The sequence below is a fragment of the Dactylosporangium sp. NPDC000555 genome (assembly GCF_040300025.1).
Lineage (GTDB): Bacteria > Actinomycetota > Actinomycetes > Mycobacteriales > Micromonosporaceae > Dactylosporangium.
The window spans coordinates 1-21,839 of record NZ_JBEPDB010000039.1 but is presented as its reverse complement, the minus strand read 5'-3'; the positions used below and the strand labels follow the sequence as shown (position 1 = coordinate 21,839).

Sequence of the window (21,839 nt, the reverse complement as noted above, 5' to 3'; positions counted from 1 at the left end):
CCAGTGAGATCACCATAGGCGGCCTCGCGCGCCAGGTCCAGATGCGGCGAGCGCGCGGAGCCGGGGAATGTGCCGCTGGTCGGCACCACTGCTGGACAAGATCGCAACTTCGCAGGAAGAGTGGGCACACAGCCCTCGAGGAGGAGGTCGGGATGAACCCGGAAGACCTGCTGGACAAGACCCGCGCCATGGCCCCGATCCTTCGCGAACGTGCGTTCGACGCCGAGCAGGCGCGCCGCGTTCCGGAGGAGACCATCGCCGAGCTGAGGTCCGCCGGCCTGTTCCGGGCGTTGCAGCCGGCCGCGTACGGCGGTCTTGAGCTCGACCCGCGGGTCTTCATGGAAGCCGCGATGATCATCGGATCGGCCTGCCCGTCGACGGGGTGGGTGTTCTCGGTCGTGGGAGTGCACAACTGGCAGGTCGGGCTCATGCCGCGCCAGGCCCAGGAAGAGGTCTGGGGCACCGACCAGGACGTGCTGATCAGCTCCTCCTACACCCCGCGCGGCAAGGTGGAGATCGTCGACGGTGGCTACCGGCTGTCGGGCCGGTGGTCGTTCTCGTCCGGCTCCGACCACTGCACCTGGGTCATCGTCGGCGGCGCCGCGACCGAACCCGACGGAACGGTGCGCCGGCTGTGCTTCCTGCTGCCCCGCACCGACTACACGGTCGAGGACGTCTGGCACGTCGCGGGCCTGCGCGGCACCGGCAGCAACGACGTGGTGGTGGACAACGCTTTCGTGCCCGAGCACCGCACCCACGCCTTCACCTCGGGCAGCGAGACCAGCGCCTCGCCCATCTTCGCGCTGCCGTTCGGCGCGGTGTTCAGCTGGGGCATCACCGCACCACTGCTGGGCGCGGCCCAGGGCGCGCTGGACGAGCACATCGCCTGGACGGCCGAGCGCACCCGCATCTCGAAGGGTTCACGGGTGGCCGAGGAGCCATTCTCCCAGGCCCGGGTCGCCGAGGCGGCCGCCGAGCTCGACGGCGCCCGGCTGCAGATGATGCGCGACCTCGGCGAGATGGTCGACCTCGCCCGGGACGGCAAGGAGATCCCGCTCGAACTGCGAGTGCGCTGCCGCCTGGACCAGGTGCGGGCGACCCAGCTCGCCGCCTCGGCCGTGGACCGGGTGTTCACCAACTCGGGCGGCCGGGCCCTGCACGAGCGCAACCCGATCCAGCGGGCCTGGCGTGACATCCACGCCGGCAGCCTGCACAACAGCAACGTCGCCGAGCCGATCCTGATGGCCTACGGCGCGATGAGGTTCGGCCTGTCCGTGGCCGACCAGGGCTTCTGATCCACCACCCACCGTCCCACCGCCAGCAGGAGGAAGCGATGCCGGACGCGCTGTATGACAAGACCACCCGTACGACCACGTTCAACGGGCACCCGCTGCACTACCACGAGCTCGGCTCGGGAACGCCGCTCATTCTGCTGCACGGCGCGGGCCCCGGCGTCTCGTCGTGGAGCAACTTCTCGGGCAACATCTCCGGCTACGCCGAGCATTTCCGCACCATCCTGGTCGACATGCCGGGTTTCGGGAAGTCGGGCCACCCGGCCGAGTACGACCGCAGCTACCTGCAGTACGCGGCTGACGCCGTGGCGTCCCTGATGGACGAGCTGGGCCTGGAGTCCGCGCACCTGCTGGGCAACTCGCTCGGCGCCTCGGTGGCGGTGCGGTTCGTGCTGGCCCACCCGCAACGGACCAAGCGGCTGGTGCTGATGGGTCCCGGCTCGGCGCTGTCGATCGGCCTGTTCGCGCCGCGGCCCAGCGAGGGCATCCGCCGGCTGATGGAGTTCACCCTCGCCGCGGACAAGACTCCCGAGAAGATGGAGGCGTTCCTGCGCTCCATGGTCTACGACCAGAGCCTGGTGACGCCGGAGCTGATCGCCGACCGCTTCCAGACCGCCATCGACCCGGCGGCCGGGGCCGGGCTGAAGGCCATGCAGGTCGCCAACCAGAAGTTCCACACCGAGGGCGAGCTCTGGCGCGAGGCCCACCTGATCAAGCACGAGGTGCTCATCACCTGGGGCCGCGAGGACCGGGTGCAGCCCCTCGACGGCGCATTCGTCGGCTTCCGCCTGCTGGAGAACGCCCGCCTGCACGTGTTCCCGAAGTGCGGCCACTGGGCAATGATCGAGCAGCGCGAGGAGTTCGAGCGCATCACCAAGGACTTTTTCGCGGCCGGCTGAGCCGCTCTCTCCGCCTGAACCGAAAGGAACTCTAGCTTTGGACATTCATAGCCTTGGATATGTACGCCTCGAGTCCACCGTGGTCGACGAGTGGCGGACCTTCGCGCACGACGTGCTCGGCGCCGTCGCCGTCGACACCCCGGACGGCGGCCTGCACATCCGTCTCGATGAACGGCCGATGCGCATCGCCATCATCCCGGGCAGCCGCGACCGGCTCATCGCGTCGGGCTTCGAGGTCCGCGACGGTGCCACCCTGGCCGCGGCCGTGGCGGAGCTGCAGGCCGCCGGAGTCGCGGTCAAGGAAGGCTCCGCCGAGGAGGCCGACGCCCGGAAAGTGGAACGGTTCGTCGCGTTCGACGACCCCAACGGCAACCCGGTCGAGATCTTCTTCAGCCCGGTCGTCGACGGCGACGACGCCCAGCTGCCGTTCGGCGGTGGCTTCCTCACCGGGGCCCTCGGCATGGGGCACGTGGTGCTGCCAAGCGCCGACATCGAGGCCGCGTTCGACTTCTACACCCGGGTGATGGGCTTCCGCCACCGCGACTCGATGGCGGTGAAGTTTCCGAACGGCATGACCGTGCGGCTGCGGTTCCTGGGGTGCAACCCGCGCCACCACACCATCGCGCTCACCCAGACGCCGTCGGAGCAGGGCATGCGGCATTTCATGCTGGAGGCCGACAGCATCAAGACGTTCGGGCGCACCTTCGCCCGGGCCCGGGAGGCCGGCGTGCTCAAGACCGAACTAGGCCAGCACTCCAACGACGAGGTCCTGTCGTTCTACCTGTTCTGCCCGGGCGGGTTCGAGCTGGAGTACGGCGTGCAGGGCCGCCACGTGGACGACTCGAGCTGGCTCACCCGGGACCTGACCGCGTTGAGCTACTGGGGCTACTGGCCCGTCACGAAGCCGGCGGCATGATGATGGACGGTCACCTCAACGGCGCGATCCGGGCCCTGGAGGAGGGCCGGCCGGTGCTGGCGTCCTTCTCCCCCGCCGACCCGGGCAACGCGCAGGCGTTCGCCAACGGACCCTACGACGTGGTCGTGTTCGAGATGGAGCACAACCCGTACTCCACCGCGGCGCTGCGAGACAGCCTGCAGTACCTGCTTGACCGCAAGGGCATCCTCGAGCGCGGCGACCCGTCGCCCACGGTCACCCCGTTCGTCCGGGTGCCGGCCAACGGCTCCGAGATGAACCAGTTCCTGGCCAAGCAGGCCCTCGACGCGGGCGTCTACGGCATCATCTTCCCCCACGTGAGCACCGTCCAGGAGGCCCACAACGCCGTCGCCGCCTGCCGCTACCCACGACCGCCGTCCGCGCCGCGCTACGAGCCGGCCGGTGTGCGTGGCGACGGCCCGTTCGGCGCCGCCCGTTACTGGGGCATCGACGTGATGGACTACTACCGGCGGGCCGACACCTGGCCACTGGCCCCGGACGGCGACATCTTCGTGGTCATCATGTGCGAAGAGGTCAAGGCCATCCGCAACCTGCCGGCGATGCTGGCCGAGGTCCCCGGCATCGGCGCGGTGCTGATCGGTGAGGGGGACCTGAGCCAGGACCTCGGGTACCCCCGGGCCTACCAGCACCCCGAGGTGGAGGCCGCGATCGCCGACGTGCTGGCGATCTGCAACGACGCCGGGGTGCCGGCCGGTATCCCACACGTCACACCCGCCAATGTGGAGAAGCGGCTCGAGCAGGGCTTCCGGTGGCTCATGCCCAACCCGGTGCGTACCAACCAAGCGGCCGACATCGCCAAGGCCTGGTTGGCGAAGAGGAAGGAGGACACGCCATGATCGTCGACGTGCACGGCCACTTCACCCAGGTGCCGGTCCAGCTCGACGCCTACCGCGGCCGGCAGATCGGGCAGCTGAGCCGCCCTCCCCGAGGCAAGGGCGACCCGGGCATCTCCGACGACTTGCTGCGCGAACACCTGCAGCCTCACGTCCGGGAGAACCAGGAACGCGGCATCGACAAAATCATCTTCGGCCCGCGCGCGGGCCTGATGGGGCACGAGTTCGGTCCAGAATGGATCAGCCGGCACTGGACCGAGATAAACAACGACCTCATCGCCCGCGCCTGCGCCATGTACCCCGACATGCTCATCCCTGCGTTCCAGCTGCCCCAGAGCCCCGGCGTGGAACCGGCCGCCAGCATCCCCGAGCTGGAACGCTGCGTCGCCATGGGTTTCGTCAGCCTGCAGCTCAACCCGGACCCGTCCGGCGGCATCGCGCCGCTGAGCCCGTCGCTGTCGGACCGCTCCTGGTATCCGCTCTACGAGAAGATGTGCGAGCACGACCTGGTCGGGTTGATCCATGCGGCCAACACCCGCAACCCGCACCTGCACATGAACGGCGCCCACTACGTCAACACCGACGTGGCCGCCGTCGTCGAGTTGACGACGTCCCGGGTCTTCCAGGACTTCCCCCAGCTGAAACTTGTCATCCCGCACGGCGGTGGCGGCATCCCGTTCCACTGGAACCGGATGCGGGCCATCCATGTCGGCGCTCGGCTGGCGCCGTTCGAGGAGGCCGTCCGCAACATCTACTTTGATCTGTCCACCTACGACGCCGAGTCGATCGAGCTCACCATCAGGAAGATGGGCGTCGACAACGTCATGTACGCGAGCGAGATGTGGGGCTCGGCCCAGTTCATCGACCCGGAGACCGGCCGGAAGTTCGACGACACCGTCGACATGGTCACCGGCATCGACTGGCTCAGCGACGACGACCGGTACAAGATATTCGAAGGCAACGCCCGGCGGCTCTACACCAGGGCGAAGCTGTGAGTGCCCCGGTCGTGGACAATAGCGCGATCGCGAATCCCGCGGTCTTCCGTCGCATCCTCGGACACTTCTGCACCGGCGTCGTCATCATCACCGGTTATGACGTCGGCCCCGTCGGCATGACCTGCCAGTCCTTCTCGTCCCTGTCCCTGGACCCGCCGCTGGTCATGTTCAGCCCGGCGCGGACCTCCACCACGTGGCCACGGCTGCGGGAGACCGGCACCTTCGCGGTGAACATCCTCTCGGCCGGACAGCAGCGCCTCAGCCGGGCCTTCGCCGTCACCGGCGCGGACAAGTTCGCCGGTGTCGACTGGCACCGCGGTCACACCGGCTCGCCCATCATCGACGGCTCGATGGCCCACATCGAGTGCGAGCTGGCCGCCATCTACCCGGGTGGCGACCACGACATCGTGATCGGGCGGCCGCTGGCGGCGGGCGAGGACCCATCCCTCACCCCGCTGCTGTTCTTCCGCAGCAGCTACGGCGCCTTCGAGCCCGCCGCCTGATATCCGGGCGTGCGGCGGCGAGGAGCGGCTCGGCGCCGCCCTCGCCGCCCGCCGGGCCACCAGTCCGCTGCCGGCTGAGTCTTTCAGGAGCGGCGCTGGGCCGGATCGGTCAACGACGCCGGCTCGTATCCGGCGTCGGCGGGGTTGATGGTGACGCCGGGCGGCACGATCTCGTCGATGCGGTCGAGCACGTCGTCGGTGAGCGTGACGTCGACCGCGCCGAGCTGGCTGGTGAGGTGGTCGAGGGTGCGCGGTCCGATGATCACCGAGCTGACCGCAGGATGCCGCAGGGCGAACGCGAGCGACAGGTGGATCAGCGAGAGTCCGGCCTCGTCCGCCAGGCCGGTGAGCGCCTCGACCGCCTCCCGCTTGCGCTGGTTCGCCGGCAGCGCCGGGTCATGCCGGCCGGGCTGGCGGTCCAGGCGGATCGACAGTGCGGGTTCGGGCTCGCCCTTGCGGTACCGGCCTGAGAGCCACCCGCCGGCGAGCGGGCTCCACGGCAGGACGCCGAGTCCGTACTTCCGGGCGAGCGGCAGCACCGCCCGCTCGGCGCCGCGGGCCAGGATCGAGTACGGCGGCTGCTCGGTGACCGGCCGTTCCCGGCCGCGCCGCTCGGCTGTCCACTGTGCCTCGACGATCTCGTGCGGCTCGAAGGTCGACGTACCGAAGTAGCGGATCTTGCCCTGGTGGACCAGGTCGGACAGGGCGGCGAGGGTCTCGTCCAGGTCGGTTTCCGGCTCGGGCCGGTGTACCTGGTACAGGTCGATGTGGTCGGTGCCGAGCCGGCGCAGGCTGGCCTCGACGGCCCGGTGGATCCAGCGCCGCGAGTTCCCCTTGTGGTTGACCTCATCGCCGATGGCCGCGTGCTTCGTGGCGAGGACGACGTCGTCGCGTCGCCCGCCGGCGATCGCCTTGCCGACGATCACTTCGGACTCGCCCTGGGAGTAGACGTCGGCGGTGTCGATGACATTGATCCCGGCATCCAGCGCGGCGTGGATGATCCGGATGCCGTCGGCGTGGTCGAGGTTGGCGTTGGCGCCGAAGTTCATCGCGCCGAGGGTGAGCGGGCTGACGTGGACTCCGGTCCGGCCCAGGAGGCGATATGACATGCGTGTCCCTTTCCGAGAAATATCCGGCGGTCGGAGCCCTACCGCAGGTAGGCCAGCTCCAGGAAGTGCGACCGGTAGGTTTCGAGCAGCCGCCGGGCGACCGCCACCGAGTCGACGAGCGGGTGGGTGGCCATGGCGCGCAGCGCCGAGGTCCACGAGCCGCCGGCCGCCGCGTCGAGGACGGCGCGCTCGCTGGCCTTGACCGAGCAGACCAGCCCCGCCGCGTGACCGGGCAGCTGCCCCACCGGGGCGGGCCGCGCTCCCCGCGCGTCCACCGTGCAGGGCACCTCGACGACCGCGTCGTCGTCCAGCATCCCGAGGGCGCCCCGGTTGCGCACGTTGAGGATGAGCGTCGCCGGCTCGTCGCTCGCGATGGCTCGCATCACGGCGAGGGCCACGTCCTCGTAGCCGCCGGCGGTCCCGGTATCGTGCGCCGCCGCGGCGAGGCCCGCCGCCGTACGGTTCTCGGCCATGTAGGTGGCGTCCCGCTCGGCGCGCACACCCTCCCATGTGGACAGTGGGTCGGCGGCCGGGTCGGCGAGCGACGCATAGCACCCTCGCTGCTGGTCGAGCAGGAACGCGCCGCGTGTCTGCGCCGCGTCCCGTGCCGCGGCGCGGGTCTCCCGGTTGCTGTAGTAGTAATGCAGGTACTCGTTCGGAACCGCGCCGAGAGCCCGCAGCCAATCGGCGCCGAAAAGCCTGCCCTCCTCGAACGAGTGGAGTGCCACCTCGTCGGCGAGCAGGTCCGGCAGCACATCCCGCGCGCCGACGTGGACGGCGAGCAGCCAGCCGAGGTGGTTGAGCCCCGCGTAGTCCAGCCGCACCTGGTCCGGGTCCGCACCGAGCGCCGCGGCGACCCGGCGGCCGAGCCCGGCGGGGGTGTCGCAGATGCCGACCACCCGGTCACCGAGATGCCGCGTCATGGCCTCGGTGACCAGGCCGGCAGGGTTGGTGAAGTTGATGACCCAGGCGTCCGGCGCGGCCGCGGCGATCCGCTCGGCGATCGCGGTGGCGACCGGGACGGTGCGCAGTCCGTACGAGATACCGCCGGCGCCGACCGTCTCCTGGCCCAGGACACCCGCGGCGAGGGCGACCCGTTCGTCGATGACACGGCCCTCGAGACCACCCACCCGGATCGCGACGAAGACGAAGTCGGCACCGGTCACCGCCGCGGCGAGGTCGGTGGTCGCGGTGACCCGCGGCGCGCCGGGCACGCCGCGGGCCTGCGCCGCCAGGACCCGGCCGATCGCGGCCAGCCGGGCGGCGTCCGTGTCGTGGAGGGTGACCTCGGTGATCCGATCCTCTGCGACGTCGGCGAGGAGCGCGCGATGGATGAGCGGCACCCGGAATCCGCCGCCGCCGAGGATCGTCAGTCGCATTCCGCTATCCCTTGATGGCCTTGTTCGCCGCGTCCTGGGCCTTCTTCAACCCTTCGCCGACACCGAGCTGGCCGAGGAAGATCTGTTGCAGGATCGGGTCGGCCGCGGTGCCGCCCGCGCCGACCCGCGGACCGACCGGGGCGGGGAACGTGGTACCGACGGACGAGTCGAGGAAGGGTTTCAGGTCGACGCCGGCCTTCTGCCAGTAGTCGACGAAGGCCGGCTGGGCGGCGGTGACGCCGGGGAACGCAAACCCGCCCGCGGCGATCGGCTTGATCCCGTCCGCCGTGCCGATCCACTTGAGCACTTTGACGGTGGCGTCCTTGTGTTTGGTCTTCGCCGAGGCGACGGCCGCGACGCCGTGCACGACCCCGACCCGGCCCGCCGGGCCCTTCAGCAGGGGGACGAGGCCCCAGGCGAAGCCCGCGCCATCCTTGATGTTCTTGAGGTTGTACGGCCCGGACTGGAACAGGGCGATCTTTCCCTGCGTGAACAGCTGCAGCGCCTTGTCGTCGTTGGTGTTGGTGTCCGCCGCGGATGGTGCCACGTGGTGCTTGTTGATGAGGTCCACGATGTACTGCACCGCCTGGACGGTCTTGGGCTGGTCGGCGTAGTCGAACGTGTCGCCGTTCTGCCAGGTGCCGCCGTTGGATCCGACGAAGTTCCACACGATGCCCTGCGAGTCGAGCGCGGCGTTGAAGCCGAACTGGGTGATCTTGCTGGAGTCGAAGCCCGGCTGATCGGCGGTCCTGCCGGCCGAGTCGACGGTGAGCTTGCGGGCCGCCGGCAGGAACGTGTCGCCCGCACCTGCCGGATCCCAGGTGAGGCTCGCCGGGTCGACCCCGGCCTTGGACACCAGGTCCTTGTTGTAGTACAGCGCGATCGAGTCCCACAGCTGCGGCACGCCCCACAGCTTGCCGTTGCGGGTGTAGAGGTCGACGACGGACCGGGTCCACTCCTGCTGTTGCGCACCGAGATTGTCGTCGATGGGCAGCAGCTGGCCGCTGTCGGCGTACAGCCCGAAGTTGGAGGTGTTGGTCCAGAAGATGTCGGCGGCGGTGCCCGAGGCGATGTCGGTCGGCAGCTTGGTCCAGTAGTCGGCCCACGGCACCAGCTGGACGTCCACCTTGATGTCGCTGTTGCGCTTCTCGAACTCGGCGAACGACTCGCGGTACGCCTTGGCGACCTGCTCGTCCCAGAGCCGGAAGGTGACCGTCGTGGCACGGCCGGATGACGACGCGCCGTCGCCACCGACGGCGCAGCCGCCGGCGGCCAGCGCCACCGCGGCGAGCACGGCGAGCAGCCGATGCGTTCTCACGCTCGATTTCCTCATTTCATGCCGGTGATGGTGATGGATCTGACGATGTGCCGCTGAAAGGCCAGGAACAGCACGAGCAGCGGCAGCGTGGCGAGCGTGGCGGCGGCCATGACCAGGGTCCAGTTGCCGTTGTACTGGCTCTGCAGGGCCGCCGTGGCGACCGTGAGCACCCGCCAGCGCTCGCTGCTGGTGATGACCAGCGGCCACAGGAACTCGTTCCAGTGGGTGACCACGGTGATGATGGACAACGTGGACAGGATCGGGCGGCTCAGCGGCAGGATCACGTGCCACAACGCGCGGAGGTGTCCCCCACCGTCAAGCCGAACCGCGCTGATGAGGTCCTCTGGGATACCGCGGAAGAACTCCCGCAGCAGGAAGACGGCGTAGGGCGAACCGAACAACGACGGCAGGACAATGCCCCAGAAGGTGTCGCGCAGCTCGAGCCGGCTCAGCATCGCAAACCGCGGCACCAGCGTGGCCACGAAGGGCACCATCAGCGTGGACAGGTAGATCCAGAACATCGCGTCCCGCCCGGGAAAGCTCAGCCGGGCGAACGCGTACGCGGCCAGCACGGAGCAGACCAGCTGCCCGAGGACGACGACGATGACCACCTGGACGGTGATGACGAGCGGCGGCACCAGGGTGTGCTCGCCGACGGCGAGTGCCACGTAGTTCTGCCCGGTCACGGGCGAGGGCACGGCCAGCGGCGACTGCCGGGCGAACTGCTGAGGCGTCTTCACCGAGGTCTGCACGCTCAGCAGATACGGTGCGAGGGTCAGCACCGCGCCGACCATCAGGGCCAGGTAGGTGGCGGCGTTGAGCACAACACGTCGGTGCACGGGCCTCAGCTCATCTCATAGGTCGTGCGCCGGCGGAAGTACACCTGCTGGGCGAGCGTCACGGCGGCGAGCAGAACGAACAACACCACCGACATCGCCGCGGCGCGGCCCATCCGGAACGAGGTGAACGCCTCCTTGTAGATGGCCGAGGCGACCACCTCGGTACGGCCGGCCGGGCCGCCCCTGGTCATCGCGTACACCGTGTCGAAGACCTGAAAGCTGCTGATCACCTGCGTGGTGAGCACGAAGAACGTGGTCGGGCGCAGCAGCGGCAGCGACACCCGCCAGAAGCGTTGCCACGAACTCGCTCCATCGACACGCGCCGCCTCGTGGTACTGCTCAGGGATGCCGGCCAGTCCGGCGAGGAAGAAGAGCGCGACGTAGCCGACGTTCGTCCACACGGTGACCGTCGCGACCGACGGCAGCGCCAGCACCGGGCTGGTCAGCCACTCGACGCGGCGCCCGAGCAGCGCATTGACGGCGCCGTCCGACGGATCGAACAGCCATCTCCACACCACGCCGAGGGCGAGCGGCGCGGTGAGCCACGGCAGCACGTAGACGGCGCGGAACCAGGTGGATCCGGGCAACCGGCGGTGCAACAGCAACGCGACGCCCAGGCCGAGCGCGACCTGCACCGGAATCACCAGCAGCACGAACGAGACGCTGACCACGAGCGAGCGGCCGAATGCCGGGTCGGTGAGCACCGACCGATAGTTGTCGGCTCCGACCCAGTCGGCCGGGCTGACCAGGTCCCACCGGTGCAGGCTGATGCCGACGACCACGACGATCGGCACGAGCAGGAAGCCCACGACGCCGATCAGGCTCGGCAGCAGAAAGGCATATCCGGTCGCCGCCCGGCGCCATCCGTGTCGCCGCGTGGCCGGCGCCGCGACCCGCTTCCGTCCGGCATCCACAGCGATGTCCATCAGGCCACTTCCGGCACCCGCGCGATCGTCGCCGTCGCCCGCCTCGGCGACCGGCACTCGCCCTGGGGAATCATGTCGTCGAGGAAGCCATACTGCGCGGCCAGTTCCGCCTCGCTGGACGCGTTGTGGTGACGGGCCGCCCGGCGCCGCGCCGCGCTCCACCAATCGGCGATGTCGCCCCAGCCGGGCGCGGACAGCGAGCCACCGAAGTGCTGGACCGACAGCGCCGCGGCGAGGTTGGCGAACGCGAGCCGCTGCCGCAACGGCAGGCCCCACAGCGTCGCGGCGATGAAACTCGCGGTGAAGACGTCTCCGGCACCGGTTGGGTCCAGGGCGTCCACCTCGATCGCGGGTGCGCTGACCACAAGACCGGTGTCCGAGTCGATGGCCAGCGCGCCGTCGGATCCGCAGGTCACCACGGCCACCGGCACCCGATCGGCCAGCCCGTGCAGGGCGGCCCGCGGGGTCTCGGTGCGCGTGTAGTGCATGGCTTCGGCCGCATTGGGCAGAAATGCGTGACAGTCGTCGAGCACATCCAGCGCGGCGACCGACCATGCCGCACTGGCGTCCCAGCCGACATCAGCGAAGACCAGCGCACCCGCGTCCGTGGCCCGGCGCACCCATGGTGCACGCTCGTCGCCGAGACTGACGAAGGCGCTGCGCGCCGTGGGCAGGTCGGCGACGAGGCCATCGGCGTTCACGGGCAACGGATGGCCGTGGGTGACCATGCTGCGGTCCCGGTCGTAGACGAGCGAGACGGTCACCGGGGAGTGCCAGTCGTCGAGCCGTCGCGCGGGCGAGAGGTCGAGGCCCTCCTGGTCGCTGAGGACCTGCCAGCAGAACTCACCGTATGCATCGGTGCTGAGCGCCGTGCCCAGGCCGGTGCGCAGGCCGAGCCGCCCGGCCGCGACCGCGAGGTTGGCGATGCCACCCGGGCTCGAGCCCATCCCGGGCGCCCACGCCTCGGTGCCCGGCGCCGGAAGCTCGCGCAGTCCGGTGAAGACGATGTCGAGGAAGACAACGCCAGAGACGAATAGGTCGAGCTGCCCGTCATTGCCCAACACACGGCAAATGATAATCCGACTAACGCGATCGGTATAGTGGGATATACCGCATCGTTACCGCGCCGGCACGTCGGCGCGCCTCATCGGCTGCGGGGAGGCGTGTTCGTCCGAGAACCTTCACAGGAGCAACACACGGTCGTCCCGGCTTCCGCCGATAGCGTTGCTAGCGTGAGCCGGTGGTCGCCGATACTTCACGTCCGTCACGTCTGAGCGGCTGGTGGGCCTGCCTTGTGGGCGGCGCCGTCATGGCGTCGTTGCTGGTGTTCCTCGACCCGATCCTCCACCAGCAGGATTGCCCGAACGCAGGAGGGAACGGAAACGCGAGCGCGTTCGCGAACTCCGACTGGGACTTCTACCTGCCGCTGGTGATGATCGGCTGGGCGTTCCTCGTCATCATGGAACAGGCACTTCCGGTGACCTGGCGCGGGCGCAGTCGTTTGAACGCCGCGGTCCGGGCGGCGACCGCCGTCGCCGTGTCACTGTCGGGCTCGTGCTGGCTCTTCCTCCAACTGGCGACGGTCTGCCGCTGACTACGCTCCGCGCGTCGGAGCCGTCAATAGGTCACGGCATGGTGAGGACGACCTTGCCGCGGACGTGGCCGGTCTGGACCTCGTGATGCGCGTGGTGGGCTTCGGTCAGGGGGAACGTCGCGTGGATCGGTAGCTGCAGGCTGCCTTGGTCGTACAGCGTGACCAGCTCGCGCAGGGCCACGGTCGATCGGCCTCCGACGCGTTGAATCCCGTGCGTTCTGGCAGCTTCGGCATCAACGAGGGTGCCGATCCGGCCATGGTCCGGCACGAGAGCGAGGGATACGGTGATCGCCTCGCCGCCGATGGCATCGAGCGCGGCGTCGACTCCCGCCGGCGCGAGTGCGTGGACCCGTTCGACGAGGCCGTCTCCGTAGACGACCGGTGTGGCGCCGAGCGAGCGGAGATAGTTGTGGTTGCGCTCGCTGGCGGTGCCGATGACGGCGGCGCCCCAGAGGCGGGCCAGTTGCGTGGCGATGGTGCCGACTCCGCCGGCGGCGGCGTGGATCAGCACGGTGTCGCCGGCACGGACGACGATTTGTCGCAGCGCCGTGTGCGCGGTTTGCCCGACGGCGGGCAGGCCGGCAGCTACGGTCCACGGTATCCCGGCGGGTTTGGCTACCACGTCCGCGGCGTCGACGACGACGTATTCGGCGTAGCACTGGCCGGTCGCCGACCCGAGGACGTGGTCGCCGACCGCGAAGCCGGTCACCTCGTCGCCGACCTGGTCGATGATTCCGGCGTACTCGTTGCCGATGCGGGATGGGAAGTCGACCGGCATGGCGGCGGCGAAGTCGCCGCGGCGGAGTTTGACGTCGACCGGGTTGACGCCGGCGGCCTTGACCTGGACGCGGACCTGGCCCGCTGCGGCGGTGGGCGGGTCGATGTCGATCGGGCGCAGAACTTGCGGGTCGCCGTATTCGGCGAAGACGATCGCGATGGCCATGGGAATGCTCCTGGATTGTGCCGGGTCAGGCTGGATACGACCAGCAGTGTGGCCGCGGCGATGTTGGCGGCGTCCGGGTCACGGAGCCTTCCTTCGCTGTCTTGCCTTTTCCAGATCGTCTGAGGCCGGCGAGGTCAAGGAGGGTCCGCCGGCCGGCGGCAGCCCCTGACGGATGCCGGTGAACAATTGGGCAAGGTCAGCACGCTGCCGGGTGGTGAGTCCGCCGAACGCCATCCGCTCCAGATCGGACCAGATCTCGCGGATACGGGGGCACAGCCGCCGGCCCTTGCTCGACAGGCTGACGATCATCGTCCGCTTGTCGGTCTGCGACGAGGTGCGCGTGATCAGGTCGGCGCGCTCCATCGCCTGCAGGGTGTTGGTGACGGTGGATCGATCGCGGCCGAGGAAGTAGACGATCTCCGACTGCGGTGTGCGCCCATGCTCCTGCAGGAACAGCAGGACCAGCTCCTGCGGGGCGACCAGGTCGATCTGTTGCAGCATCGCGGTCGCGATCGCGGCATGGGCTCGTACGAGCTGCAACATGAGCGAGCTCAACGGCGCCTCGGCCACGCTGACGCCGACGTGCGGCGGCCGGCTGCCCGCCGCACCGGGTTCCGTGGTCACAATCTCACCCCCGCCACGTTGTTGGCATGCCAGCAACATAGCATGCTGCTGGCATGCCAACGAATTCTGACGGGTCCGTGGTCAGCGTGGCGTGCAGCCGTCAGTCGGCGTCGGGCGCCCGCCAGATGCGGCTTTGCAGGTCCCTGCCGCGGATGACCTGGATGCGCCAGGGGTTCAGCCGCAGTACGTGCAGCTTGGGGTCGGCCGGGCCGCCGTGCCAGAAATTGCCGAGGTCATAGCCGACCCCTGTTGGGCTGCTCCGCTCGTACAGCTGCCACACGTACTGCTTCGTCTCGATGTCGTGCACCCACTCGGTAACCGTGTCGATCGCCACGGCGTTTTGTCGAGGACTCCAGTACGAGAAGGTGGCGTGCGGGTTGTTGGCCAGATGTGCCGCCTTGACCGGCGTCTTGTACGTCGCCAGCCAGCCCTGCGGCCCCTGGTCGAGCTGCTCCCACACCGCGATCAGCACCCGGGCTCGCGGGCGGCCCTTGGCGTCGACCGTGGTCATCGTGGCGTAGACGATCTCCCGGAGGTACGCGTTGAATTGGCCCTCGATCATCGAGAACGTGGGAACTGTGGTGGCCATCGCTGCCTCTCTTGGTCAGGCCGGAGTGTGGGCAGTCGCCGGGGTCGGCGCCTGAGGCGTCGCGGCATTGCGGCGCAGACCGAACGCCGTGATGAGCGCGGCCAGGACGGCCGCGACCGCCGGCAGCACCAGGCCGTTGCGGATCGCGTCCAGGCTGAGGCCCTCTGCGGCCTCGGCGCTGACCGTGGCCATGCTCAACGCGGTCACCGCGGATACGCCGAGCGCCATGCCGAACTGCATCGAGGTGTAGAGGAGGCCACCGGCAAGACCGTGCTCCTGTTCGTCGACACCGTCGGTGGCCGCCATGGTCAGGGGACCGTAGGACAGTGAGAAGCACAGGCCCAGCAGCAGCATGCTCGGCAGCATCGCCGCGTACGTCCAGTCCGGCGCGACAGGCAGGAACAGCGTGTAGGACAGCACGGCGCAAAGCATGCCGCCGAAGAGCACCCGTACGTTGCCGAACCGGTTGACCAGCCACGGCGTCAGGGTCGGGGCGAGGATGGTGTCGATACCGACCACCAGCATGGCCAGACCGGTCTGCAGCGCACTCCAGCCACGCAGCTCCTGCAGGTAGAGCGTCACCATGAACTGGAACCCGGCGAACGCGACCATGAACAGCAGCGCACCCAGGTTGGTCCGCACCAGCGCAGCGGAGCGCAGGATCGCGAGCCGGACGAGTGGGTTGGTCGAGCGTCGCTCGATCAGGACGAAGATCCCCAGGAACGCCGCGCCGGCCGCGACGACGGCCACGGTCGTCCCGAGCCCTTCCCCGCCGTTCTCCAGCCGCACCACACCGTAGGCGAGCAGCAACATCGCGGCGGTGACGCTCGCCGCGCCGGCGAGGTCGAAACCCTGCGTCTGCCGAATCTCCGGCACGTCGTCGGTGAGCAGGGCAAACGCGGCGAACAGGATCAGCGCGGCGAGGATGACCGGGGCGAAGAACACCCACCGCCAGCCGGCCGACACCAGCAGGCCGCCGGCGACCAGGCCGAGGGAGAAACCACCGGCGGCGGTACCGGCGTACACGCCCAGGGCCCTGGTGCGCTGCGGGCCATCCGGAAAGTTGGTGGTGACCAGGGCCAGCCCGGCGGGGGCCATGAACGCGGCAGCCACCCCGGTGACGAAACGCGCCACCAGCAGCATCCAGCCCTCCGTGGCGAAACCACCGAGCCCGGAGAAGGCCAGGAAGACCGCCAGCCACAGCAGGAACATCCGACGCCGGCCGAGCAGGTCGGCCGCCCGCCCGCCCAGCAGCATGAACCCGCCGTACCCGAGCACGTAGGCGCTCACCACCCCGCTGAGCACACCGGTCGACAGCCCGAGATCCTCCCTGATGGCCGGCAGCGCCACATTCAGCATCGCGACGTCGATCCCCTCCAGGAAGATCGCCCCGCACAACACGAACAACACACCCCACGCCCGCGCGCCCATACGGCTGCCCGACGTCGACATCCCCGACTCCTCTCGAAGGGCGAACAACCCTCCGGTACTCCCAGCGCATGCCGGTTCCTTCTTGTAACCGACAGCATCGTCAGGCACCATCGGTTGGTATGGAAGACGGAACTTTCCGGTCCCTCGGTGACTGCGGGGATACCGGCGCTGACTACGACGTCCTTCAGTGGGACACCCGCGTGGACTGCGAGGTGCGCCAGATCCTCGACCGGATCGCGGACAAGTGGTCACTGCTCGTCATCGCGCTGCTGGACCGACGCAGCCTGCGCTTCACCGAACTGCGGCGCATGATCGACGGCATCAGCCAGCGAATGCTCGCGCGCACCCTCCGGCACCTGGAACGTGACGGGCTGGTCACCCGGACGGTGTACCCGACGGTCCCGCCCCGCGTCGACTACGAGCTCACCGCACTCGGCACCACCCTGCACCAGACGATCCGGGCACTGGTCACCTGGACCGAGACGCACCAGAACGACATCGCCGCCGCGCGTTCGGCGTACGACAAGCGCGCCGCCGCGGAACAGGCCCAAGTCCAACGCGAGGCAGCCGAACGCGACGCCATCGCCCGAGAGGTCCTCGCGGGCCACCGTTGACGCCGGCTCGGCCCGCCGGCGATCGGTCCGCCGGCGGGCACCCTCTGTCCGTAATGGCGGCGGCGATGCGTCACGTCGTGGCGGGCATCCACCGCTCGAGCAGTGTGGGGTCGGCGACGGCGGACTCGACCTGACGACGCTCCTCCATGGTGAGGGCCAGTTGCCGCAGCCTGGCTCCCCATTCCGGCACTCGTTCCGGCTCTTCCAGCACTGTCGACAGCTCGATGAGCACGGCCAGCGCCACCGCCCGCTCCACGGCCGACGCGCTGTCGCCGTGGCGACGCAGCCCTGAGTTCAACGCGCGGAACGCCGCGAGGTCGTCGTGCTTGAACTCGCGCAGGATCCGCGCGTTGTCCAAGACCCGGGCGAGCCCTTGAAGCTGCTTGGATCCTCCGTACTCCAACTCCGCCGGCTCGTCGCGCTGGATGAAGAGGATCGAGTTGCCGGACGGGTCCATGACGGTAAACCGTGAGGCGCCGGGCCGGTACCGGGTGATCCGGGGCAGTCCCTTGGCGAGCACCTTGCCGTAGGTGCGGCGCATCGCTTCGGTGAATGCCGCGTGGTACGGCGCGACCGCATCGACCATCACCAAGCATCCGCCGGTCTTCTCCTGGGACGGGTCCACGCCGCTGGGCGCGTGTCCGTAGTGCAGTTCGAACCCGCTCCACCGGAACGCCAGGTACAGGTAGGGCTTTGTCTGCTCGTACGTCACGGCGAAGCCCAGGGCGCGCCAGAAGGCCAGGGTCACCTCCGGCGCGACGCAGGGGAGCAATGGCACGGTGGTCTCGTTGGGCTGGACACTTCCGTCACGCATGGATTGCACCTCATCGTTCGACGGATCGGCGACACCGTAGTCTGCCAAATCCTCGAACACTGTGCACATGCACAAAAATCGACGATCAGTGCCGGGTCGCCCGGGGGAATCTCATCCCCAGGCACCCACAGATCCGGACGTAAACCTCTCGATTTACCCGGCTCGTGCCGCTCAGATGTTCGTACATCTACTACCGTCAGGCCAACTTCAGCAACGGCGATCGCGGCGTGCAAGGGGACTGCAGGAACGGGCCGGGCTCGTACTGCAAGTGGACGGTCAGCTCCAGCGGCAATGAGACTTCGGACGAGCGGCAAGCCGTCGGCCGCTGAGATCAAGGGCCGAAGAGTCGAGTTCGTCCTTTACGCGATATTCGCCGAGCTATAGAGTGTGGGACCGCCGGTGGGTGATACGCGCCGGCGGTCATCTGCGTCAGCCTGGTTGAGGGTGTCGATGAATCTCATAGTGCATGATGTTGTTGCCAGTTATGGACGAAGGGTCGTTCTCGATGGGCTGTCCTGGCAGGTCAGCGCCGGTGTCACCGGTCTTCTGGGGCCGAACGGCGCAGGGAAGACCACCCTCCTGCACTTGATCGCAGGCATCACCACACCACGCCGGGGCACCATAACAGCGATAGGGACTGACGGCCAGCACAACAGCAAAGACAAGGGATTCGGAAAGCGGATCGGGTTTGTGCCGCAACACTTCACCTTCGCGGCCGAAATGAGCGTGCGAGACACGATAAGCTACGCCGCCTGGGTAAATGGAGTACCGCGAAGAGCCTGCGGTGCTGCGGCAGGTCAGGCTCTCGATAGGGTGAACTTGAAGGAACGCGCCGACACGAAGGTGAGGACTCTGTCTGGCGGGCAGCGGCAGCGTCTCGGTGTTGCTACGGCTCTAGCGCACGAGCCTGAGCTGCTCATCCTCGACGAGCCTACTGTTGGCTTGGACCCGGGGCAGCGGCTTAACCTGCGAGAGGTGATCGCCGACATCGGGACACGATTGCCCGTGATCCTTTCGACCCACTTCGTTGAAGATGTGACTCACCTGTGTCAGAGGGTGGGCATTCTTGCAGGGGGGCGGATGGTTTTCGATGATGCGGTGGAGAAGCTGGCCGCGCTGGTGGCAGACGCGAGCGTAGACGTAGGGCTCGGGTCACCCTTCGAGCGAGCGTATGCGGGAATCATCGAGCGGTTAGGCGGCGACAATGCCTGATCGACGCGTCGGAATTTTCTGGCCGCTTGGTGCGCCCTTCTACGTCCTTGCCGGCCTGGCGGTATTCGGGCTCACCTTCGCCACCGTGTTCCAGATGCTGTCGTGGCCCTACCAGGAGTGGGCCGGTACGTCAGCATTGTTTCACCAACGACTGGACCTAACCGGGCCCCTGGTGGCGTTCCTGGGCGCCTACCTCGGCGGTCGACTGACCCCTCCCACGCGACCATTCGCGCTACCAAAATTTCCCCGCGATCGCGGTCAATTCCTCGCACAGAATCTCGCCCCACTGGCCGCGGTCGTCACGGTCGGGTATCTGCTCGCGCTTGCTCCCGTTCTAGCTATGACGCTACGCTCAGCAACCTACGGCACTCTGGACCTGGCTGTCGCTGCCACAGGTCTGTTGGCCCTAAACGCGTTCCTCATCCTCGGGTGGCTTATCGGCCTCATCGCGCGATCGGCCTTCATCGCACCTGCCGCGTTCGCTCTCGCCCTCGTTACCACATTCGTCGGATACTCCGGCGACACGTTCGCGGCCGTGGCACCGGTTTTGCACATCCCACCGAGTCTCGGCTTCCACGAGGCGCCGACGTTGGTCATCTTCCGAATCGCGTTCATTGTGGTGCTCAGCCTCATCGCACTCGCTGCCGCCGACGGGATTCTCTCGCACCGCCGGTTTGACCGCCAATGGCCCGCACCAAGCCGGGCGCTGATCTGGCTGGTGCCGCTGGCGTTCCTCACTGTCGGCGTGGCCAACAAGCCAGCCTTGTTCGTCGAGGACGCGTCGACGCCAACCGTATGCGGCGCTGCCGCAGGAATGAAGGTCTGTGTCCATAAGGGCCACGAGGCCCAGCTCGCTGCACTGGTGGGAGCAATAGAGCCCATTGTCGCGGTCGTGGGAACAGAGGGATTCCCTTTTCGGCAGGTGTACGATCGCGCACTCAAGCTTCCCTCACTGAGCGCGGATGAGGCCACAACATTCTATTACGACCTTTCTCCAACTCTGGATATCGTGTCGTCGCGATCGGAATTCGTCTTTATCTCCGCCGGGGGGAACGCGTGCCTATCGACATTCGGCCTGAATAGCAACAACGATCAGACGCGGACCATGAGAATGCTGGAGAGCCGTCTAGAGGGGGATCATTCGACAGACCGGGCCGGGCGCTTCGCCTCCATGTCCGATGCCGAGCTGAAAGTGTGGATCGAGTCTCACCGCTCGCAGGTCCGCCAGTGCGCGATCATGGGCGACGTGACACCTTGAGCGCGTCCATACTTTTCGCTTCACGATCAGGTAGATTGTTCCTCGTCACCTCGGCCATTCTCGGCATTGCGTCCGCGATCGTTTCACGACGTGGTTTCAAAATCGATTTCGCCCAGGCGTATTTGCCCGTAACGATGAGACTACCGGAACTTGGTGCCGTCCTGCTGGTCAGCCTCGGAATCGTGATCCTGCGTCCAAGATTGTGGATTATTGATCGACTGGGTCTTCCCCGCCGCAGATGGGTCCCTTCGGCGTTCGCCCTGGCTGCCGGGTTCGTCGGCCCCCAGCTCATCCTTGCAGCCTCAACCCTCGTCGCAATGCCGGCCGGGGACTACCCCCGCGTGGCCGCCAATGTTTTGTTTTTGACGGCGCTTTCATTCTGCGTAGCCCCCTACCTCGGCGCCTTCGTCGCAAGCGGCCTGGTCTTGATGCTATACTTTTCGTTGACTATTGCTTCACAAATGGAACCCGCTATCGCTTCATGGTCTCCGCTCGCAGTCTCGACCGATCCAGGTGGACGGTGGACTGTGGCAACAACTGCGGGCCTTGTCGCCGTAGTGGTCACCGTTTCAACACTCGGACGCGTCCGAAGGACTTGGGGCGCTGACCTCGAGCTCGCCTAAGCTACGTCCGGCCCCTCGTTCTGGTTCAGTCCGAGGAGGCTTGACCGCCCCGAGCCCTGAACTGTCACGCCTCCCTCGCCGTCAAAATCGACCGGCAGCGTGCGCTTCTGCCGCGAGCGCTGGTCGGCGGCAGGACCATCGTCATCACAGCTTCCTGTCCTGCCGAGAAGTGCGCATCCAGACTTCGACTGTGTCGCCCTTCGCCGGTGACGATCTCCCTGACATCTCCCCGGACGTCCTGGAATCCGCGGCGGCCGACCTCACATCCGACGACTCGCACCGAACCCCTGACCGGAATCCTCACCGCGTTATGCGCAGCGCTCGCCCCCCAGCACCACCCGGCCAGCCTCAACACGCCGATGCTGCAAATAACCCAGCACTGCTCATTAGGGTCTTTTGTTCAGCTGGACATAAAGACCCCTGCGGCGTTCCCTTCGTCCGGTGGGTCAGGGTTCCGTCGGGCATCCGCATCGGCGCCTTGAGCCAGCACTCCACATACAGCATGACCCACGGCTGGGTCGTGTGCCGCGCCACCGCCTTGGCGTTCGTGTTCGCAGGAGGTGATCTCAGCGAGAACTGCGTAGGTCTCGGTTCTCGAATTGGGTGAGCACGAGCGCGGCGACATGGGCCACCAGTTTCTTGGGCACGTCGACCATGGCACGGTATGTGATCACGTGGAGTCCTCACCGTGGAGAAGGATCCGGGCGTGTCATCCAGATTTCGCAGGCATCCTCGTTGAGATCACCTTGATATGGACTGCCGTTCGGGGCGGTGGTTTCGGCCGAATTCTGAGATAATTGTATGCATGGGGCAGCTGGGATTGTTTTCAAGAGCGGAGTTGGCTGCCATGCGTGACCGAACCAGGTCACGTCGTTATTCTCCGGCGAATGAGCAGTTCCGCCGGGAGCACGCACGGCATCGAGACTGGGGCCTCGCCAGAAGGCACGCCGAGAAACTCCGCCGTCTCCGCGGCGACACCCCGCCAGCGGTCAGCGACCAGCGGGACGGCTCGGTGCACGGCTCGGTGCAGGGGCCGGTGCCGCCCTCGCCACCTCCGCCGCCGGTCACGCCGACTGACCAGGCACAACG

At 67.9% G+C, this 21,839-nt stretch carries 22 protein-coding genes; 11 read left to right on the top strand and 11 right to left on the bottom strand.

The features are described from left to right. Positions 1 to 152: 152 nt before the first annotated feature. From hsaA to ABT297_RS23005, 6 genes are read left to right on the top strand one after another with little or no spacing between them, the layout of a single operon-like run. On the top strand, positions 153 to 1,295 hold the full coding sequence (hsaA, locus tag ABT297_RS23030) for a 3-hydroxy-9,10-secoandrosta-1,3,5(10)-triene-9,17-dione monooxygenase oxygenase subunit (RefSeq protein WP_350553014.1): 1,143 nt from the start codon (positions 153 to 155) through the stop codon (positions 1,293 to 1,295). Positions 1,296 to 1,333: 38 nt separating this feature from the next. After that, positions 1,334 to 2,191, top strand: coding sequence for an alpha/beta fold hydrolase (locus tag ABT297_RS23025; RefSeq protein WP_350553012.1), 858 nt, complete (start codon positions 1,334 to 1,336; stop codon positions 2,189 to 2,191). 37 nt (positions 2,192 to 2,228) lie between these two features. After that, positions 2,229 to 3,107 (top strand): VOC family protein, encoded by an 879-nt coding sequence (locus tag ABT297_RS23020; RefSeq protein WP_350553010.1) that lies wholly within the window; start codon positions 2,229 to 2,231, stop codon positions 3,105 to 3,107. Beyond that, a complete protein-coding gene (locus ABT297_RS23015; protein WP_350553008.1) occupies positions 3,104 to 3,982 on the top strand; it encodes an HpcH/HpaI aldolase family protein in 879 nt (292 codons plus the stop codon). Before ABT297_RS23020 ends, ABT297_RS23015 begins: the two co-directional genes overlap by 4 nt. After that, entirely contained in the window at positions 3,979 to 4,974 is a 996-nt protein-coding gene (locus ABT297_RS23010) for an amidohydrolase family protein (protein ID WP_350553006.1), read from the top strand. Before ABT297_RS23015 ends, ABT297_RS23010 begins: the two co-directional genes overlap by 4 nt. Next, positions 4,971 to 5,477, top strand: coding sequence for a flavin reductase family protein (locus tag ABT297_RS23005; protein ID WP_350553004.1), 507 nt, complete (start codon positions 4,971 to 4,973; stop codon positions 5,475 to 5,477). The genes ABT297_RS23010 and ABT297_RS23005 overlap by 4 nt, the downstream gene beginning before the upstream one ends. A gap of 83 nt (positions 5,478 to 5,560) precedes the next feature. On the opposite strand, the gene ABT297_RS23000 is transcribed toward ABT297_RS23005, so the two are convergent. From ABT297_RS23000 to ABT297_RS22975, 6 genes are read right to left on the bottom strand one after another with little or no spacing between them, the layout of a single operon-like run. Continuing rightward, the gene (locus tag ABT297_RS23000; protein ID WP_350553002.1) at positions 5,561 to 6,586 is read right to left on the bottom strand and encodes an aldo/keto reductase; all 1,026 of its coding nucleotides are present in this window, start codon (positions 6,584 to 6,586) and stop codon (positions 5,561 to 5,563) included. Positions 6,587 to 6,624: 38 nt separating this feature from the next. Continuing rightward, positions 6,625 to 7,965: a 6-phospho-beta-glucosidase gene (locus ABT297_RS22995; RefSeq protein ID WP_350553000.1), complete on the bottom strand. Its 1,341-nt coding sequence runs from the start codon at positions 7,963 to 7,965 to the stop codon at positions 6,625 to 6,627. 4 nt (positions 7,966 to 7,969) lie between these two features. Further along, the gene (locus ABT297_RS22990) at positions 7,970 to 9,283 is read right to left on the bottom strand and encodes an ABC transporter substrate-binding protein (protein WP_350552998.1); all 1,314 of its coding nucleotides are present in this window, start codon (positions 9,281 to 9,283) and stop codon (positions 7,970 to 7,972) included. Between the two features lie 11 nt (positions 9,284 to 9,294). Further along, entirely contained in the window at positions 9,295 to 10,122 is an 828-nt protein-coding gene (locus ABT297_RS22985) for a carbohydrate ABC transporter permease (protein WP_350552996.1), read from the bottom strand. A 5-nt stretch (positions 10,123 to 10,127) separates the two neighbouring features. Continuing rightward, a complete protein-coding gene (locus tag ABT297_RS22980; RefSeq protein ID WP_350552994.1) occupies positions 10,128 to 11,048 on the bottom strand; it encodes a carbohydrate ABC transporter permease in 921 nt (306 codons plus the stop codon). Further along, positions 11,048 to 12,112: a carbohydrate kinase family protein gene (locus tag ABT297_RS22975; protein WP_350552992.1), complete on the bottom strand. Its 1,065-nt coding sequence runs from the start codon at positions 12,110 to 12,112 to the stop codon at positions 11,048 to 11,050. Before ABT297_RS22975 ends, ABT297_RS22980 begins: the two co-directional genes overlap by 1 nt. 176 nt (positions 12,113 to 12,288) lie before the next feature. On the opposite strand from ABT297_RS22975, the gene ABT297_RS22970 reads away from it, so the two are divergent. Continuing rightward, a complete protein-coding gene (locus ABT297_RS22970) occupies positions 12,289 to 12,642 on the top strand; it encodes a hypothetical protein (RefSeq protein WP_350552990.1) in 354 nt (117 codons plus the stop codon). 31 nt (positions 12,643 to 12,673) lie between these two features. Here ABT297_RS22970 and ABT297_RS22965 read toward each other — a convergent pair whose 3' ends face one another. The 4 genes from ABT297_RS22965 to ABT297_RS22950 form a co-directional block, all read right to left on the bottom strand. Beyond that, a complete protein-coding gene (locus ABT297_RS22965) occupies positions 12,674 to 13,585 on the bottom strand; it encodes an NADP-dependent oxidoreductase (RefSeq protein WP_350552988.1) in 912 nt (303 codons plus the stop codon). Between the two features lie 78 nt (positions 13,586 to 13,663). Continuing rightward, the gene (locus tag ABT297_RS22960) at positions 13,664 to 14,248 is read right to left on the bottom strand and encodes a MarR family winged helix-turn-helix transcriptional regulator (RefSeq protein ID WP_350552986.1); all 585 of its coding nucleotides are present in this window, start codon (positions 14,246 to 14,248) and stop codon (positions 13,664 to 13,666) included. A 61-nt stretch (positions 14,249 to 14,309) separates the two neighbouring features. Then, complete coding sequence (locus tag ABT297_RS22955) at positions 14,310 to 14,798, bottom strand: pyridoxamine 5'-phosphate oxidase family protein (protein WP_350552984.1); 489 nt, start codon at positions 14,796 to 14,798, stop codon at positions 14,310 to 14,312. Positions 14,799 to 14,813: 15 nt separating this feature from the next. Continuing rightward, a complete protein-coding gene (locus tag ABT297_RS22950; protein WP_350552982.1) occupies positions 14,814 to 16,250 on the bottom strand; it encodes an MFS transporter in 1,437 nt (478 codons plus the stop codon). 98 nt (positions 16,251 to 16,348) lie between these two features. Here ABT297_RS22950 and ABT297_RS22945 point away from each other — a divergent pair, with 98 nt between their 5' ends. Further along, positions 16,349 to 16,843: a winged helix-turn-helix transcriptional regulator gene (locus ABT297_RS22945; RefSeq protein ID WP_350552980.1), complete on the top strand. Its 495-nt coding sequence runs from the start codon at positions 16,349 to 16,351 to the stop codon at positions 16,841 to 16,843. Positions 16,844 to 16,913: 70 nt separating this feature from the next. Here ABT297_RS22945 and ABT297_RS22940 read toward each other — a convergent pair whose 3' ends face one another. After that, positions 16,914 to 17,657 (bottom strand): DUF8817 family protein, encoded by a 744-nt coding sequence (locus ABT297_RS22940; protein WP_350552978.1) that lies wholly within the window; start codon positions 17,655 to 17,657, stop codon positions 16,914 to 16,916. Positions 17,658 to 18,107: 450 nt separating this feature from the next. Between ABT297_RS22940 and ABT297_RS22935 the strand changes: the two genes are divergently transcribed. Genes ABT297_RS22935 through ABT297_RS22925 form a run of 3 tightly spaced genes read left to right on the top strand, consistent with a single transcriptional unit; the run spans position 18,108 to position 20,750 of the window. Further along, positions 18,108 to 18,869, top strand: a complete 762-nt coding sequence (locus tag ABT297_RS22935; RefSeq protein ID WP_350552976.1) for an ABC transporter ATP-binding protein — start codon at positions 18,108 to 18,110, stop codon at positions 18,867 to 18,869. Then, the gene (locus tag ABT297_RS22930) at positions 18,862 to 20,127 is read left to right on the top strand and encodes a hypothetical protein (protein ID WP_350552974.1); all 1,266 of its coding nucleotides are present in this window, start codon (positions 18,862 to 18,864) and stop codon (positions 20,125 to 20,127) included. The genes ABT297_RS22935 and ABT297_RS22930 overlap by 8 nt, the downstream gene beginning before the upstream one ends. Before the next feature lie 35 nt (positions 20,128 to 20,162). Next, complete coding sequence (locus ABT297_RS22925; protein WP_350552972.1) at positions 20,163 to 20,750, top strand: hypothetical protein; 588 nt, start codon at positions 20,163 to 20,165, stop codon at positions 20,748 to 20,750. Positions 20,751 to 21,839: the final 1,089 nt, after the last annotated feature.